20 protein-coding genes are annotated in these 13965 nt (G+C 68.9%); 18 read left to right on the top strand and 2 right to left on the bottom strand.

What is annotated here, in order from left to right; genetic code table 11:
* Positions 1–357 precede the first annotated feature (357 nt).
* The 4 genes from ON32_RS23700 to ON32_RS23685 all read left to right on the top strand — a co-directional run bounded on the left by ON32_RS23700 (position 358) and on the right by ON32_RS23685 (position 2406).
* Entirely contained in the window at positions 358–762 is a 405-nt protein-coding gene (locus tag ON32_RS23700; protein ID WP_040793235.1) for a hypothetical protein, read from the top strand.
* A gap of 90 nt (positions 763–852) precedes the next feature.
* The gene (locus ON32_RS23695; protein ID WP_040793234.1) at positions 853–1182 is read left to right on the top strand and encodes a hypothetical protein; all 330 of its coding nucleotides are present in this window, start codon (positions 853–855) and stop codon (positions 1180–1182) included.
* Positions 1183–1312: 130 nt separating this feature from the next.
* A complete protein-coding gene (locus tag ON32_RS23690; protein ID WP_040793233.1) occupies positions 1313–1960 on the top strand; it encodes a hypothetical protein in 648 nt (215 codons plus the stop codon).
* Positions 1957–2406: a hypothetical protein gene (locus ON32_RS23685; protein WP_040793232.1), complete on the top strand. Its 450-nt coding sequence runs from the start codon at positions 1957–1959 to the stop codon at positions 2404–2406. Before ON32_RS23690 ends, ON32_RS23685 begins: the two co-directional genes overlap by 4 nt.
* Before the next feature lie 322 nt (positions 2407–2728).
* Here the strand turns inward: ON32_RS23685 and ON32_RS29730 are convergent, their stop codons facing one another.
* Positions 2729–3298: a hypothetical protein gene (locus ON32_RS29730; RefSeq protein WP_217998106.1), complete on the bottom strand. Its 570-nt coding sequence runs from the start codon at positions 3296–3298 to the stop codon at positions 2729–2731.
* A 117-nt stretch (positions 3299–3415) separates the two neighbouring features.
* Between ON32_RS29730 and ON32_RS23675 the strand changes: the two genes are divergently transcribed.
* The 14 genes from ON32_RS23675 (at position 3416) to ON32_RS23615 (ending at position 13784) form a co-directional block, all read left to right on the top strand.
* On the top strand, positions 3416–3916 hold the full coding sequence (locus ON32_RS23675) for a hypothetical protein (protein WP_040793231.1): 501 nt from the start codon (positions 3416–3418) through the stop codon (positions 3914–3916).
* Between the two features lie 466 nt (positions 3917–4382).
* Positions 4383–4733, top strand: a complete 351-nt coding sequence (locus tag ON32_RS23670) for a hypothetical protein (protein WP_157224306.1) — start codon at positions 4383–4385, stop codon at positions 4731–4733.
* 88 nt (positions 4734–4821) lie between these two features.
* Complete coding sequence (locus tag ON32_RS23665; protein WP_040793229.1) at positions 4822–5073, top strand: hypothetical protein; 252 nt, start codon at positions 4822–4824, stop codon at positions 5071–5073.
* 195 nt (positions 5074–5268) lie between these two features.
* Positions 5269–5556 (top strand): hypothetical protein, encoded by a 288-nt coding sequence (locus ON32_RS23660; RefSeq protein ID WP_040793228.1) that lies wholly within the window; start codon positions 5269–5271, stop codon positions 5554–5556.
* Positions 5556–7436, top strand: a complete 1881-nt coding sequence (locus ON32_RS23655) for a hypothetical protein (RefSeq protein WP_040793227.1) — start codon at positions 5556–5558, stop codon at positions 7434–7436. The genes ON32_RS23660 and ON32_RS23655 overlap by 1 nt, the downstream gene beginning before the upstream one ends.
* On the top strand, positions 7436–8236 hold the full coding sequence (locus tag ON32_RS23650) for a hypothetical protein (RefSeq protein ID WP_040793226.1): 801 nt from the start codon (positions 7436–7438) through the stop codon (positions 8234–8236). The genes ON32_RS23655 and ON32_RS23650 overlap by 1 nt, the downstream gene beginning before the upstream one ends.
* Positions 8237–8491: 255 nt before the next feature.
* Positions 8492–9202, top strand: a complete 711-nt coding sequence (locus ON32_RS23645) for a hypothetical protein (protein ID WP_040793225.1) — start codon at positions 8492–8494, stop codon at positions 9200–9202.
* 1297 nt (positions 9203–10499) lie between these two features.
* Complete coding sequence (locus ON32_RS23640) at positions 10500–11012, top strand: DUF8317 domain-containing protein (RefSeq protein ID WP_040793224.1); 513 nt, start codon at positions 10500–10502, stop codon at positions 11010–11012.
* Positions 11013–11115: 103 nt separating this feature from the next.
* Positions 11116–11331 (top strand): hypothetical protein, encoded by a 216-nt coding sequence (locus tag ON32_RS23635; RefSeq protein WP_157224305.1) that lies wholly within the window; start codon positions 11116–11118, stop codon positions 11329–11331.
* A gap of 302 nt (positions 11332–11633) precedes the next feature.
* The gene (locus ON32_RS23630) at positions 11634–12017 is read left to right on the top strand and encodes a hypothetical protein (RefSeq protein ID WP_040793222.1); all 384 of its coding nucleotides are present in this window, start codon (positions 11634–11636) and stop codon (positions 12015–12017) included.
* Positions 12018–12094: 77 nt separating this feature from the next.
* Positions 12095–12541: a hypothetical protein gene (locus ON32_RS23625; RefSeq protein ID WP_040793221.1), complete on the top strand. Its 447-nt coding sequence runs from the start codon at positions 12095–12097 to the stop codon at positions 12539–12541.
* Between the two features lie 245 nt (positions 12542–12786).
* Positions 12787–13179 (top strand): hypothetical protein, encoded by a 393-nt coding sequence (locus ON32_RS23620; protein WP_040793220.1) that lies wholly within the window; start codon positions 12787–12789, stop codon positions 13177–13179.
* Between the two features lie 34 nt (positions 13180–13213).
* Positions 13214–13336, top strand: a complete 123-nt coding sequence (locus ON32_RS30610) for a hypothetical protein (RefSeq protein WP_281032250.1) — start codon at positions 13214–13216, stop codon at positions 13334–13336.
* Between the two features lie 184 nt (positions 13337–13520).
* Positions 13521–13784: a hypothetical protein gene (locus tag ON32_RS23615; protein WP_157224304.1), complete on the top strand. Its 264-nt coding sequence runs from the start codon at positions 13521–13523 to the stop codon at positions 13782–13784.
* Between the two features lies 1 nt (position 13785).
* Here ON32_RS23615 and ON32_RS29725 read toward each other — a convergent pair.
* Positions 13786–13965 (bottom strand): hypothetical protein (locus ON32_RS29725; protein ID WP_217998105.1); only part of this gene is annotated, 180 nt, incomplete at its 5' end.

The following is a 13965-nucleotide window of genomic DNA, read 5'->3' as shown; positions in this document are numbered from 1 at the left end:
TCGAGGCCGCGGCCACCGCGCGGTGGTGTCCTGCCGTGCAGGTGTGACCCCTGGGACATGGGAAGAGCCCCGGTGTTCACCGGGGCTCTTCCTCTCATCCTCGTCTCGGCGAGGATGACTCCCCGCGTGCGCGGGTCTGCCTGCATCCTACGCCTTTGCTGGTGTCTCGGGGCGGTGATTCCCGGCCCCACCGGCGATGTCGCCGTCTCTGCTTCCGGCCCACCGCAATCGCATCCGGGCCGTCGTCCAGTGGGATCGGCTGATCCTGCGCAGCGGCCGCCAACCCCTGGCATTTTTAAACCATAGGGTTTAAAATAGAGGGTACGGTGCGAATCTCGACCCACCCCTGGAGGACTCATGCACACCGCCGACGACGCCCGCCGATTCGTCATCGAAGCCATCGACGCGGGGGACGCCCACCACAGCCAATACGACCTCGACGCCATCGTCGCGGGGATCTACGACGCCACCGGCGACTACGATCCCGAAGCGCTGGGCCACGATGATTTCTGGGCGCTGGTGGAGGCCCACGACCGCATCACGGACCCGATAGAGCTCCACACCTATGCGATACCCCCGACGGAGACCGGCGAGGTGCAGCGCGTGAGCGTCGAATCCGCCACGCGGGCGGCGCTCCCGCTCGCCGATCGGGTGGAGCCGTCGGCGCACGACCTGGGGTGTGAGCCCGGCGCCGAATACCGCGTCCTGGCCGTGACCCCCGACGGCGCGGTGCTCGACTCGGTGATCGTCACCGCACGCTGACCGATCCCCGCGCGAGCCGAGCGACCCCCGCTCCCGTCGCCCCCGGGGACGGGGCCCCGGCCCCGGGGGTCATCATTCTGGAGGTGCCCCATGTACAAGCCGACCCCGACCGGCAGTCCCTGGCAGGACCTGGCCGTCGCCGCCCGTGAGCTCGCCGACCGCGCCGACGCCCTGGCGCGGTCCCGACCCGAGGACCTCGCCCCCGGCGCGGGCGCGGATAGGGCGGCTTTTCCCGACCCGCTCGCCGACCTGGACGCCCGCGCGCTGGGCATCGGCTCCCTGGTGGCAGACTGCCGCCGACTCATCTGGCGGACCCTGCACGAGCAGGGGTGGAGCTGGTCGGACATCGCCCGCGCATGGGGCAGCACTCCGCAGCACACGCGACAGACCGTGTTGGCGCCGCACCGACCCCGCCGCTGAGCCGGGAAGAAAAAAGACGCGAGATGAGTCACCGGGCCGGCCGAGCGGCCGGACGCCGCGCTGTGCACTCCCGAAGACCCCGACGCCGTGATCCGGCGTCGGCCACACGAAGAAGAAGAGGAGAAACACCATGAAAACCCCCCACGTGGAAGCACTACGGGACACCGCCCGCGCTCTGGCCACCACCGCATGGCGGTGGTGGCATGGCGGTGGTGGCTCGGCGGTGTCGGCGCCTCCGCCGCCGGCGCTGGATCTGGATGAGGAGGAGATGCGGGAGCGCGCCACCTATCCCCCGGACGCCGCCACCCGCGCCGATGCATTGGTGGCGCTCGCCGAGCAGGCGCGGGACACCGGCGCCTTTCCACCGATCCCGACAGAGCTGCTGCCGGATTGGCTGCTCGAGGCCCTCGACCCGGCCCGGTTGCAGACACCCGAGATCGGCTGGCCGGAATTCGCCATCACCGAGCACCCCATCGACTGGCCGACGCTGGTGGACCGGTATCGAGGCGACATCGCCTGGAATTACACCGACCTCGAAGCCAACGCCGCCCCCTGGCCTCAGGTGATCCTCGCCGCCCACCGGATGCTCGGCGACCGCGGGGCGACGCCCATACTGCGGATGAGCGTAGGCATTGCCCGCACGGGGCAGGTGCTGTTGACCCCCCTGGGACTGTTCTACGACGGCATCATCGATGCCGCGACGAAAGCCGAGGTGAGCGAGGTATTGCGCGCCGGCGGCGGGTGGGTGCCGGAATCGATCGAGGTGGCGACACGATGACATCAACCGAGACCCGGGGCGGGAGGTTGGGCATGACCGGCGGTGACGGTCGCTCGGCGGCCGAGCGGGCGGCGGAGTTGGACATCGTGTCCGGGATCGGGCAGATGGCCGAGGCGTGGGCCGAGGTGGTGCGGGCTGCCGCGGCGGGGGATCTGGCCGCGCTGGTAGATGCGGCGCGGTGGATGGAGAACGCGGCCGGGGAGGTGTGCACACGGGCCCTGGACGCCACCGAGCACGTCGACGACCGATGCTCCCGCATCCTCGACCGCGTGCCGTGGAATCCGGCTCTGGGGCTCGAGGGCCGCAATGACCAGTATCGGCAGGTGCGGGCCGCTGAAGCGGCGGCGATCGGACGCCGCCTCACCGCCGCGCTGCGCACCCTGGTGCCGCCGGCGATGTGGGTGGCCGCCGACTGGGCGGGTCAGGGTGATGACCCTGGCCTATGACATTGTTGCCGCCATCTGACCCTATGGAACAGGTGGGACCGGCCGGGACCTGGCCGGCCGGTCCCTTCGTTATGGTCGCATACGCGGAAGAAGGTATGGCAACGGGCCGGTGGGATTTCCCACCGGCCCGTTGCCGTGTCGACCCCGGTCTGCCGGTACCCCTCGGCGCCGATAGCGGTCCGGTAGCCGACACCTGTGCACGATGGCGGCCGCGGCGCAGGCCTGCGCCGCCCGGGCATGACCGTGTGCGCAGGTCATGACGACGACACGGTGATAGGCGTGCGAAACCGTGACAGATGCTGTGCGGTGACCGAACTGCGTTTTAGGAGGCGGTGGTTTCGGTGGAGCGGCGCCGCCCGCCCGGGTGCGGGTGCAGGTCGGTGCGCGCACCGCGGCCGGGGCGCCCTTCGCGCATCCAGGTTTCGATGGTCTCGATCCGGTACACCGGGGTCACCGGAACGGCGTCGTCGGTGCCGTCGAGCTCGAGCGGCCCGCCGACCTCGATATCGGGATCGGGCAGGCGCCCGTCGCGCCAATATCCCTTGACCGTGTTGTAGCTGTATCCGGTGAGGTCGGCCACGCCTTTGAGCGTCAGGTACCGCGGCGGCGTCGGCGGTGTCGGCGGGGGTTCGATCGGGCGCAGGTCGGTGCGGGTGCCGCGCTGCATGGGCACGTAACGCTTCCACCAGTCGGCGATGGTGCTCGGCAGGTAGGCCGGGCGTACCCGGTCGGCGCCGTTCTCGTCGTCACGGTCGGGCAGGCCACCGATCTCGATGTCGGGGTTCGGGAGTCGCCCCAGTTTGTGCAATCGCTTGACCTCGGGATAGGTCGGGTCGATGACAGCGGCCACCCCTCTCAGGGACAGATAGCGGGTCGGTTTCGTATTCGTCATGTCTATGACTGTAAGCCCAAGTGGCTAGACTTTAAACCCTTATGGGTAGACATGCAAACCAATGAGGTCTATTGTTGGGTGTGTCGCACGGTCAACCCCTCACCAAGGAGAGTCGACATGCCCGCCATCAACCTCCCGCAGAGCATCGAAGCGGCCCTGGCCGAGTTCATCGAGGCCGCACGGCTCCGCACCCTCAACCCGGACACCTTCCGCGAGGGTGACGACGCGCTACGCAAGCTGCGCGCGATGATCGCCCTCGGGCTCGACCGCATCGCCGCCGGTGCCACCGACGACACGGACCTCGATGACACCGCCGAGGACGCGGCCAAGCTGCTGGCCTACGAGTCGGTGACCCCCGCTACGGGGGTCGGACTCGGCCCCGACCTGCGTGTACTGGCCCTCGGCAAGGGCCGCACGGTCGCCCGCATGATCCCCGATGTGGCCGAGGAGTTCGCCGCACAGATGCACCGCGGCGTCGACACCGAAGGCGGCGCGGCCTTGGGTGGTAGCCATCACAGCACCGACAGGGCAGAGGCCGGGGTAGCGCGTACCTACCCCGGCCTCCGCCTGTTCGGTGTCCGGGTTCGTTTCCTACCTCCACGTGTCCATACGGATTGACTTGCAATCCGAAAAGGTGTAATGTTTTGGGTGTTGGAGGGGAAGGCTCCCCCGGAAAGGAAACACGTGGCCATCACCCGCGAAGAGCGCCACGCCATCGCCCGCATCATCCTTGAGCAGCTCGCAGGCGGACAGCGACGCCTGACATCCCCGCCCGGCCCTCGGATGCTTATGCGGGGTTACTCCCTCGCGCATCGAACCCGCACCGGAAGGACCACCATATGACCACGAACCAGCACGCGGCAGGCATGACCGCCCCCATCGAACGGGGAATCGAGACGGATCGAACGCTGACGCTGTGGGTGCACACCGAGGAACTGTGGCGAGACCTCGAGGCTGCTGCCGGTTTGCCCAGGTACGGACTCGGCCGATTCAAGGAGTGGGCTGCTCTGGGGCCGGCTCACTTCTGGGCGGATCGATACGACCTGGACGCGATGATCGGTTGGGCTCGCGCGCACGGTATATCGTGGCCGATGCCTATGACCGGCGCGTCGAGGCATTACATGACGCCGTCACCGCCTGGGCCACGGCTCGCGATGTCGCGGTCGCCCCGGCCGACTCGTGGACCGTCCCGGCGGGCGCGATACCCGATTCCGGGCGCTACAGCGTGGATTTGATCCGAGGTGACCGCCGCGCCACGGTGCGGTTGATACCCAGCTGGGAGCTGGAGGAGGTAGGTGACGCGTCGGTGATCGTGGAGGACGACAGCAGCGGCCTACGGATGCAGGCATTCACCGGTGACAGCGGGATGCCCACCGCCGCCGCCCTCAAAGGGCTGCTGACGGGATTGCTGTTTCCCGAGGAACCGGCCCACTGACCTGAGCCCATCACCTATCCGACGGACCGGGGATATCGGCACCACGGCCCGGCCGCTCGATCGACCGATTCGAACGCAGGAGAACGAAATGTCCGACGACCACATGCTGACACAGGCCCGCGCCCTGGCTGATCAACAGTTCGCGCACGTGATGGCGACACTCGAGGAACGGGTGAACGCCGCGCGTGACCTGTTGGCCACCCATGACTCCACCGAGGCCTGGGCTCTCATCGGCAACGACATCATCGCCCAGACGGGTGTAATGACCCGCACCCAGAAGTTCGTGATGGAGATGCTCTCCGCCGCCATCGTCACCCTGGCCCAGGGTGACACGAAGTAGGCGGAGATGGAGACGCTGCTGCTGGCCGATGCCGCCGAATTCGCCCAGTTGGCGCAGGAGTCGAAATAGCAGGACGAGGGAACCGGCCGGCCGCTATCCGGCCGGTTCCCTCTATGAGGGTCGCATAGGCGGCCGGGAAGGAATCGAGCAGATGAGCCACAGCAAGGCATCCGGATCGCGGACGGGGATGAGCGCATGATCACCGCGCGGCAACTGTTCGAGGTGACCTGCGACGGATGTGGGGAGAGCTTCGAAGACGGTGAGGACGGCGCGGTCCTGTTCTACGACGTCGATTCCGCGCGCCGGCGTGTCGAATCGTGCGGGTGGACGGTGACCACCGACAGGGTGCGGTGCTCCGACTGCATCGCACGAGCCTTGTGTGCGTTGGCCATTCACCAGTGGGGCGAATGGGCGCCCCTCGACCCCGCAAGGCCGGAGAGCTGCGTGCGCGTATGTCTCGAGGTGACGGGGGGTGATCGGTGATGGCCGCACGGACCGCGGCACGTCCGCATGTGGACGAGGTGGCGTTGATCATCACCACCGACGGGTGTTGGATGCCGACCGCGCCGGCGGCCAATGACCCGAAGTGCCCGGGTATCCCGGTGCGTCCGCCGGTCACCTCGGTGGGCCAGTTGGCGCGGATACTGACCGAGGCGACCGACGCGGGCCGGTTGCAGTCGGTGGGCGTCGTCGCTCAGGTGTGGGTGCTGGGGGAAGCCGCGGATGCGTTGGGGTGGGTGCCGGAGCCTGTGCAGAAGGTCAAGGGCATGACCGATATCCAGGTTCGGGACGAGACGCGCCGCCGCATCGCCGACAAGGTGGCCGGCTCCGCTGCGGAATTGGAGCGGTTCGGGTGGCGACTGCGGGAGGGGTGGCGCGAAGGCGGGGCGCGGGTGCGCCTCGAGCGGATACCCGATCCCCGAAAGGGTAAGACCGGTGCGCGGTCGGTGCGGGTGGATGTGGTGCTGGAAGTGCTGGCCTGGACCACCGGCGGAGCGACCGCCGACGGCAATGCCCGCGAAAAGCTCGGCGTGCTGGGCTCACCGGCGGCCGGCACCGGCCTGCCCGACTCGGACGCCGACCCGGAGGCCGCGCGGCTGGAGCTGGCGCGACGGCTGGCCTGGTGTGTGGAGGTTTTGGGGATGCTGCCGAGCGTGACGGGTGCGGCCACCGGCGCGGCGCTGGTCGACCGCGGGTGGAAGGCCGGCGCCAAGATCAACGAGTCCAACGCCGCCAAACGCGGCGGCGCCGCGGCTCGAGGCGTCCAGTTCAAGGGCCGTGATGTGGTGATCCCGTCGGGGCCGGGCCCGATCCCGCCGTTCACCCTGTGCCCGCCGGTCGGGGATATCGAGCCGCGTCTGTCGTGGTGGCGGCTGCCGTCGGTCGCCGAGATCGAGACCGCCGCCGCGCTGGTGGTGCCGGATCGGCGCGGGTCCTACCTCGGGTCGGCGGGCGCGTCGCTGGTGTTGGGAAAGTCGATGCCCCTCGAGGGCGACCGACTCGATTCCGTGCTGTGGTTCTCCGATGAGCGCAACCCGAATAAGTGGCCGCGGGGACTGTGGCTGCTGGGGCTACCGCACCCGGACCTGGTGCCGGACTGGGATGTGCTGCCGCCGCTGCACGACAGCTGGTGGCGAGCGTTCGGCACCCCGTTCAACGCCCCGGCCCCCGACGCCGCTGCCGGGGTGATGCCGGTGTGGGTGACCACCGAGACCGCCGCCGCGCTGGCCGCCGACCCGACCCTCGGCGGCTATGGGCTCGATTGGTGCCGCAACCATGTTTCCGTCCTCGAGGCGTGGGTGTGGGAACGCTCCGGGACCGCGCTCAAACCGTGGCAAATGCTGATGTCGCGCGCCTACAAAACCGCCGTCGCCGAAAACGACCGTGTCATGAAGGCGTTCGTGGGCGATATCTACAAGTCCTATATCGGCCGGCTGCACAAATCCCCCGAGGACTGGGGCCCGTGGCGGCGCCGCCACTCCCAACCGGTGTGGCGGGCGCAGATCCAGGCGTTGACCACGGTCAGCATCCGCCGCAAGACCGTGGAGGCCCGCGCCCGTATCCGCGCCGCGACCGGCCGGGAGTGCTCTCCGTTCGCCGCGACCACCGACGACACGACATGGCTGCTGCCGGCCGGAGTGGACCCCGCCTTGGTCTCCGACGACACCGACGGCAATTTGGGGCGGATGGTGCTCAAGGCGGTGACCCCACTGTCCGATACCGACCGCGCCGCCCTGATCACCGCCCGGGAGACCACCCTGGCCGAGGGCAGGCTGTCGGCGTTCACGACCGAGGTGATGCGTCTGCGCAAGACCGGCGCCACCGCCGCCGACGACGATATGACGGATATGGAGGTGTCCTGATGGCGCAACGCCGCCCCTTGCCCCCACCACCGGACCAGACCCCGACCCCGGCCGCGCTGCACGTGACCCGCGGCGGGTGGCGTTACAGCGTTTCCGGCGATGCCGTCGACACCCTCGAAGCGGCCCTGCGCATCTCGGGGTCGACGGGCGCGGCCGAGCTGGCGCGCCTGTCGGATGAGGTGCCGCTGGCGCGGGTGTGGGCCGAGATCGGGTGGCGGGGTGTGCAGGCCGCTGCCGCCGACGCCGGCTTTCCCCGCTCCCGCTCCACCATTTACGCCTGGATGCGCCGGACCCGCGCCGGTAAACGGGGGTTCCATCCGCGTATCGGTGAGCTGATGCAGCGCCGCGCCCTGGTCGCGCGCCGCGGCGGTGTGGAGGAGCTGGCCGCCGCGCTGGGTGTCTCGGCCTCGGCGGTGTCGCGCTGGCAAACAGGTCACACCGAGGCCTTCCGGGGGGCGGCCGGTCACGCGCTGGATCGGGTGCGTCTGGTCGACGCCCGCGAGCGGGCCGCGTTGCCTCCGATCCGGGGCGCGCTGGTGCGCATCACGGCCTCGATCGAATACCGCGACGCCGGCGACGCCTACCAGGAACTGGGCCGGGAACATCGCAGCGCCGCATTGAACCTGGACGCCGGCGGCGCCGGCGAGCTGGCCGCCGCGCTGCACGCCGGTGACCACGCCGCCGCCGCGATGCTCGTCGAGGACGCCTGGACCCAGGAATGGGGCACCTTCGGCTCCTACTCCGACGCCGAGGGCGTGCACCTGGTCGAAGTCGAACGCATCGACATCACATGGACATGACACCGCAGGCCGGACGGCTGAAACGCCGGCTCGACGAGCTGCACCGCTTCAAGATCGACGCCGCCGATTGGGTCATCGTGGTCACCGATGAAGCCGGATACAAGAGCGAGTCCACCAAAGCCGAAATCGCCTATGCGCAGGCCACCGGCAAACCGGTCGAGATCCGCGTGGTCCCCGACCCGGCCCCGGAAAGAGCTCCCGGCGCTGTGTCCCAGCGCCGGGCAACACAAGAGATAGAGATGGAGGAGAAGTGCCATGAAAGATGTGTCCGCCGCCGCCCGGCTGCTCGACAACCGGACGCTGCGGAGCACGGCCCGTGCCTGCCTTTCGGCCGTGGTGACGTCCCTACGCCCCCGACGCCGGATGGGGGTGCATGCCGTCGTGGGGGCTCCCGAGACGGTGATGCCGATACCGCCGATCGAGCTGGCTCTGAATGATGAGAAACGGCGGGTACGCGCCCGCTACACACCGGCCGCGGCGCGGTTGGCCGACGCGCTGCTGATGGCAGCGTTGAAAGCCCAGGGCCGCGAGTATCGACTCCCCGACGGGCTGCTGCCGGAATGGCTGATGAAGGTCCTGGACCACGGGGCACGGCTGGACCCCCCTGAGATGGGGTGGCCGGAGATCGGGCGCATCGATCACCCGATCGACTGGCCGGCGCTGATCGAGGCGCACCCGCAGGTGTTGGCGTGGCACGAAGGGGATCTGCTGGGCAACGACGGCGCCTCGCCGGAGTCGATCACCGCCGCGTATCGACTGCTCGTCGAACGGGGGTGCCGGCCGTATCTGGATGTGGCCCTGGAGGTCGGTCCCCATGGTCACATCCTGGTCGCGCCATCGTGGTTGCGCGCCGCCACCGATGTCCTCGACAACGAGGCGGCGAACCAGGTGGACGAGATGTTGACCGCCGGTGGCCGGCCCGAGGAATGGTTGGTTGGCGGTGGCAACTGGGCGCTGGCAGGCTGAGCGACCCGAAGACGAGCGGAACCGGCCGGGAGGTATCCGGCCGGTTCCTGCTCCAGGATCGCACACACGATCGACCAGCGCAGTCGACAGCCGCTGTCGGCGTCGCGTTGGGCCGCTCGGTCGGCACGCGCGACTGTATGCGTCGGTCCGCGGCGGCGGGGATCGTCGTGCGGGTGTTCGAGGGCCCGGTGAGCGGCGGCGGTGTCGGGTCGGGGCGGTCGGCGCGCCGGATTGGCGTGTGATCGGGTTTGGTGGAAGGATCAACCTCGAGCACACCCCGGGAGCACCTGGCCCGGAAAATGCGAAACGCGCCCCATCTTGGCGGACCGGGCGCGTTTCGCGGAAGCCACAAAAACTTCAGGGACAAGGATACCCCAGGAAACCTTGGCGTCCCAAGCACCGGTCCGGTGTGGGTTGTGGACGTGGGCGACAGGTGGGACGGCACCCACCGTCACCGGCCCTTTTCGCCCCCCGGCTGGCCCTCCGGTAGGACTCCATGAGGCTTTTGAGTTCTCGGCGTCGCGGGGTGAAGGTGGACCCGACCCGCTGGACGCGCAGAGCGACAGAGGACCGCACGGGCGTGGTGTGCGCGCGGCCTCGACAGCCGAGGACATTGACCGGTCCCAGCGCAGGCGAGTAATACCCGTAGCGCTCCTCAGCGGCTCCATACGCCCGGCTCCATACCGGAGACGACGACGTGTCAGCCTGCCGAGGTTCCCCCAGAGGCGACGCGACGAGACACCGGTGTGCCTTGATCCGCCGTCGCCTCCGGGGGGGTCCTGCGCTCACCACCACCCCTCCACCCGGAGCCGGCCGGCCCGCCACCCGACCGAGGGTGATGGGGAGCGCCGAACCACAGCACGCGCTGCGCGCGTTCCTTTTCCTGTCGGTGCCCTGGCGTGACGTCTTCCCTACTGGGGTTGTGGGGTTCGACTGCACCACCGGGTAGCCCGAAACGTGGATAAGGGTCCAGCCGGCCCGGGACACCGGGCGGAACCGTCCCACATCGGTCCGGCTACGCGCTCTGCCGTAGGGAGCGTGCGACATCCCCAGTGCGAGAGCCGGGTCGAGGTCACATCCCCTGTTCTGCGCCGAGGTCCGCCCGCGCGTTCCCGGGGTCGTCGGTGTATCCGACCCGGAATTAAGGTCCTGACCAGTGCTTTCGTGTCGATGTCGTGGGTCGGTGCCCTTACTTGTCCGCCACCCACCCCCTAACGATAAACCTATATGGATTGACTTACAGTCTAATTAGGCGTAATGTTGAGGGTGCCGGAACCATTGAACAAGGGAGCAAGCCATGAATCTCTTTCGCCGCCCCGCACTCTCGACCCCCACGCCGCCGGGTCCGCGTCGTATCCATCCGCCCCTGCCCGGTGGGCCGTCCCGCCGGCGCGGCACCGGCCCGACGCCTCTCCTCGGGCCCGAGGTCCGGGGGCTGAACGTCGAGGTCCTGCGTCCCGTCCGCGGAGGCCGCGGCGGAAAGAACCTCACGGCGGGGTGCGCGTCGTTGACCCTGGTCGCCATCGTGCTCGAGGGGCCGGAGGGACTGGAGGCGACGTTGCCGCGTGACTGGCGCGTGCTGGGCCCGCACGAGAAGGCCCCCGCGGCGGCGGTGGTGATCGACGGTGCCGGAGCGCACATCGAACCGATCGACGCCCCCGACCCCACGTGGGTGGACCGCCGCGACGGCGCGATGTTCGGCGGCAACTACGCCACCACCTGCGATAACCGCTTCGTCGTCGAGCTGAGCGAGATATTGCGCTACCCGGCCCCCCGCGCGCTGCCGGTGTTCGACCGCTACGACGACTAGGCCACTCACCACGACGCGCCCCGGGTGAGGGTGCGTGGCGCCGCTATCGCCGCGCACCCCTCACCCGAGCGGGTCACCCGGTAAGAGAAAGGAATTGCAGTCGATGAAGATCCACGGCCGCGCCGCGCGGAGAACCGTGCGTGCCCTCACCCTCGGTCGTCGCTACACCGACCAGGGCATTCGAGGAGAGAACCGCGCCGGCTCGGCGGTTGGTAAGGCCGATTGCGGCGCGATCACCAGCGCGGCGGCCACGCTCACCGAGGAGCCGGTTACCTGCCGGCGGTGCCGGACCTCACCCCGCGCAGGTTTGAACGGGTAGCGCGAGGCGAGTGACCCGGCCTTTTCGTGTGCTCGAGACCGCCCTCGGCGTGCCGGGGGTCGTCCCTGCGTCGCCCAGGCCTCGGGAGGGCAGTCGAGAGCGCGGGCTGCTTCGAGGGCGACCGGAGCGGCGCCGCCCGCGAAATCAACGGCCTGACCAGGACTTTCGATCGGTGGGTGCGTCATCCGCTACCCCGCCGCCCATTCACCCCACACATTAGACCCAATTGGATTGACTAGCGAGCTAATTGGGTGTAATGTTTGGGGTGTCGGTCGGACAACACGAGAAAGGAGGCCCCGCGCATGGTCGGGATATCGCTGATCGGAGCACTGGCCACTGGCCCCGGAGCGGGCGAGTCCCGACGCAACCGACTCACCCGCCCCCGGGCGGTACTGGCCGCCGCGGGCGCGCTGGCCGTACTCGGCGCGCTGTGGGTGGCCGCTTATATGGCGTGGGCGCTATTCGGCCCCGTCCTGGCCGCCGCGTTAGCCGGCTTCGGCCCGTCCGGGGTGCTGGGCACGCTCGCCCTGTCCCCGCTGGCGGTGCGCGCCTACCGGCAGGAACGCGCCTGCCGCCGCGCCGCCGAGCTGCACTATCGGTCTGTCGGACATCGCCGCAGAAGCGCTCGCCGATGCCGTCCAGTACATGGCCGAGTGCAACCACATCGTGTCGATGCGCATCACTAGCGGGGGCGCGGGGTGCCGCTATCACCCCGCGCCCCCGGTCGACGGCACCGAAATTCACACAACAACAACAGAGGGACATGACCGACAACCTCGAAGCCGCCGACCGTGTCATCGACCTCATCGATGGTGCGTTCGCTGACTGGGTCGTCAGTGAGGACGCGATGCGGTGGCGCCCGAATCCGAATCCGGAACCGGCCGACAAGGCGCCGGCGGGCGAGGTCCTGGCCGATCTGCGGGTCGGGGATGTCGTCGGCTATCACGGGTCGATCCGTTGCGCGCACGGTGAGTACGTGCTCACCACCATCGGTGAAGATGGCCGGCTGACCCTGCGCGATCACTACCACCCGGATAACCGACTGCGCTCGGTGCGTCCGCAGTCGGTGACCCGGACTGGTGACTGGGTGCCGGTGTGCCGGTGTGAACACCCATATCTGCACCCGGTGACCGCCCCGAACGGCCGGTGCCCGCGCTATGGATGCGCGTGCCCCCATCACCCCGGCGAGGCGGCGGCGCGAACCGCGTAGGCCACCTGCGCGGCGGTAGGGCGGCGGTAGGGGTGGCGCGTACCCGCCCCGACCGCCGCGCTGTTGATTGTCCGGTATAGCTCTCGCATTGCTCGGCCGGCCCCGAGGCGCGCACCCCTTGGCCGCGCCCCGCCGCCGGCCCCACTTGCCCCGAAAACCCGTACGGATTGACATGCAATCCAAAAGGGTGTAATGTTGTGGGTGTCAGGAGGGGGAAGCGCCCCCGGGAAGAAGGAGTTTCGGCCATGATCTGCACCCTCTACCGTCCGGCTCGCGCGGCTCGCCTGGCTGCGGCGAAGGCGCACCTGCGCCGCGTCGCTCGGATTCAGGCGGCGGCGATCACGCGGTTCCGCAACGGCGCGGCGGTTGCGCGGGCGCTGGCGGGTGGGTTGTTGGTCACGATCACCGCGCACATGTCCGCCTTGGGTGCGGATGCCGAGATGTGCCGGCGGTTCGGTTCGCACGCCGGTAAGCGGGTCAAGGCCGCGTTTCGGGCGCGTACAGGCCGTGATCCGGTGCAGGTGTGGACGGTGCGCGCCGGTCGCCTGATTCAGGTGTGCGCGTATGAGCCGAGTGATCCGAGCCTCGCGGCCGGTCTGGCCGGTTACGCCCGTACCGCGCATCTGGTCGCGGTCTGATCTGTTCGTTTTCGACCCGTTGGAGGGGATCTAGATGGAGTACATACCGAACGAGTACCCGGCATGGCCGGGTGTGTGGCGGCTGGACGGTACCAAGACGGCGGAGGAGGCAAAACGGTGGATCGAGGCGGCCGAAGCTGCCTCGCCCGGTGAGTGATTCGACCGGGCCGCGTGGTGGGTCGGGGGCACCGCTATCGCCCTCGGCCCGCTGGGGCGGCAACGGTTTTCGGCGTGGGTAAGGATTCGTTGCGAGTAAGGAGGTTTGGCAGAGCATGGGCAAGTGTGAGCACTGTGGGGCGGCCGATTCGGGACCGGTTGACCCGGTGAAGTATTCGTTGCCGGTGGAGTCGGTGACGGTGGGTATGTCGACCGATGACGGCCGGGACGTGACCGACGTGACGGTCTGTGCGGACGGTTCGGTCCTGGTCGAGGTCTACACGCCACGGTCGGACGATCCGGTACAGGACATGATCAACCGGCGGGAGCCCGAGACGCGCGTGTTCCGTGTGGGTGAGCGGATCGGGCTGGCGGTTTTCGGCGATACCCGGGTCGATGGGTCGACACTGCCAGACGCCCGACTATTTGACCAGAACAAGGTAGCATAATCTACTGTGCAGCAATGGTTTTGCCTTTCAGTGCAAATCGAGCAGGATCGAAAGCTGTTGCGGCACAACGATTCACCGGAATCCGCTCCGAGCCGATCGGTTGCGGCCTCTCTGCTTCATCGACTATCATTGAGGCATGAGCAACGGATTGGCGATCACCACCCGCGAAGCGGGTAGCGCG

Origin of the sequence: Nocardia paucivorans NBRC 100373 (genome assembly GCF_000308675.1) — a bacterium.
In the GTDB taxonomy this organism is placed as follows: Bacteria; Actinomycetota; Actinomycetes; order Mycobacteriales; family Mycobacteriaceae; genus Nocardia; species Nocardia paucivorans.
This window is presented reverse-complemented; position numbering and strand designations above follow the sequence as displayed.

Bases quoted from the DNA above. Each gene is read 5' to 3' on its own strand.
- ON32_RS23700 (WP_040793235.1), top strand. From the start codon at position 358: ATGCACACCGCCGACGACGCCCGCCGATTCGTCATCGAAGCCATCGAC.
- ON32_RS23695 (WP_040793234.1), top strand. From the start codon at position 853: ATGTACAAGCCGACCCCGACCGGCAGTCCCTGGCAGGACCTGGCCGTC.
- ON32_RS23690 (WP_040793233.1), top strand. From the start codon at position 1,313: ATGAAAACCCCCCACGTGGAAGCACTACGGGACACCGCCCGCGCTCTG.
- ON32_RS23685 (WP_040793232.1), top strand. From the start codon at position 1,957: ATGACATCAACCGAGACCCGGGGCGGGAGGTTGGGCATGACCGGCGGT.
- ON32_RS29730 (WP_217998106.1), bottom strand. From the start codon at position 3,298: ATGACGAATACGAAACCGACCCGCTATCTGTCCCTGAGAGGGGTGGCC.
- ON32_RS23675 (WP_040793231.1), top strand. From the start codon at position 3,416: ATGCCCGCCATCAACCTCCCGCAGAGCATCGAAGCGGCCCTGGCCGAG.
- ON32_RS23665 (WP_040793229.1), top strand. From the start codon at position 4,822: ATGTCCGACGACCACATGCTGACACAGGCCCGCGCCCTGGCTGATCAA.
- ON32_RS23660 (WP_040793228.1), top strand. From the start codon at position 5,269: ATGATCACCGCGCGGCAACTGTTCGAGGTGACCTGCGACGGATGTGGG.
- ON32_RS23655 (WP_040793227.1), top strand. From the start codon at position 5,556: ATGGCCGCACGGACCGCGGCACGTCCGCATGTGGACGAGGTGGCGTTG.
- ON32_RS23650 (WP_040793226.1), top strand. From the start codon at position 7,436: ATGGCGCAACGCCGCCCCTTGCCCCCACCACCGGACCAGACCCCGACC.
- ON32_RS23645 (WP_040793225.1), top strand. From the start codon at position 8,492: ATGAAAGATGTGTCCGCCGCCGCCCGGCTGCTCGACAACCGGACGCTG.
- ON32_RS23640 (WP_040793224.1), top strand. From the start codon at position 10,500: ATGAATCTCTTTCGCCGCCCCGCACTCTCGACCCCCACGCCGCCGGGT.
- ON32_RS23635 (WP_157224305.1), top strand. From the start codon at position 11,116: ATGAAGATCCACGGCCGCGCCGCGCGGAGAACCGTGCGTGCCCTCACC.
- ON32_RS23630 (WP_040793222.1), top strand. From the start codon at position 11,634: ATGGTCGGGATATCGCTGATCGGAGCACTGGCCACTGGCCCCGGAGCG.
- ON32_RS23625 (WP_040793221.1), top strand. From the start codon at position 12,095: ATGACCGACAACCTCGAAGCCGCCGACCGTGTCATCGACCTCATCGAT.
- ON32_RS23620 (WP_040793220.1), top strand. From the start codon at position 12,787: ATGATCTGCACCCTCTACCGTCCGGCTCGCGCGGCTCGCCTGGCTGCG.
- ON32_RS30610 (WP_281032250.1), top strand. From the start codon at position 13,214: ATGGAGTACATACCGAACGAGTACCCGGCATGGCCGGGTGTGTGGCGG.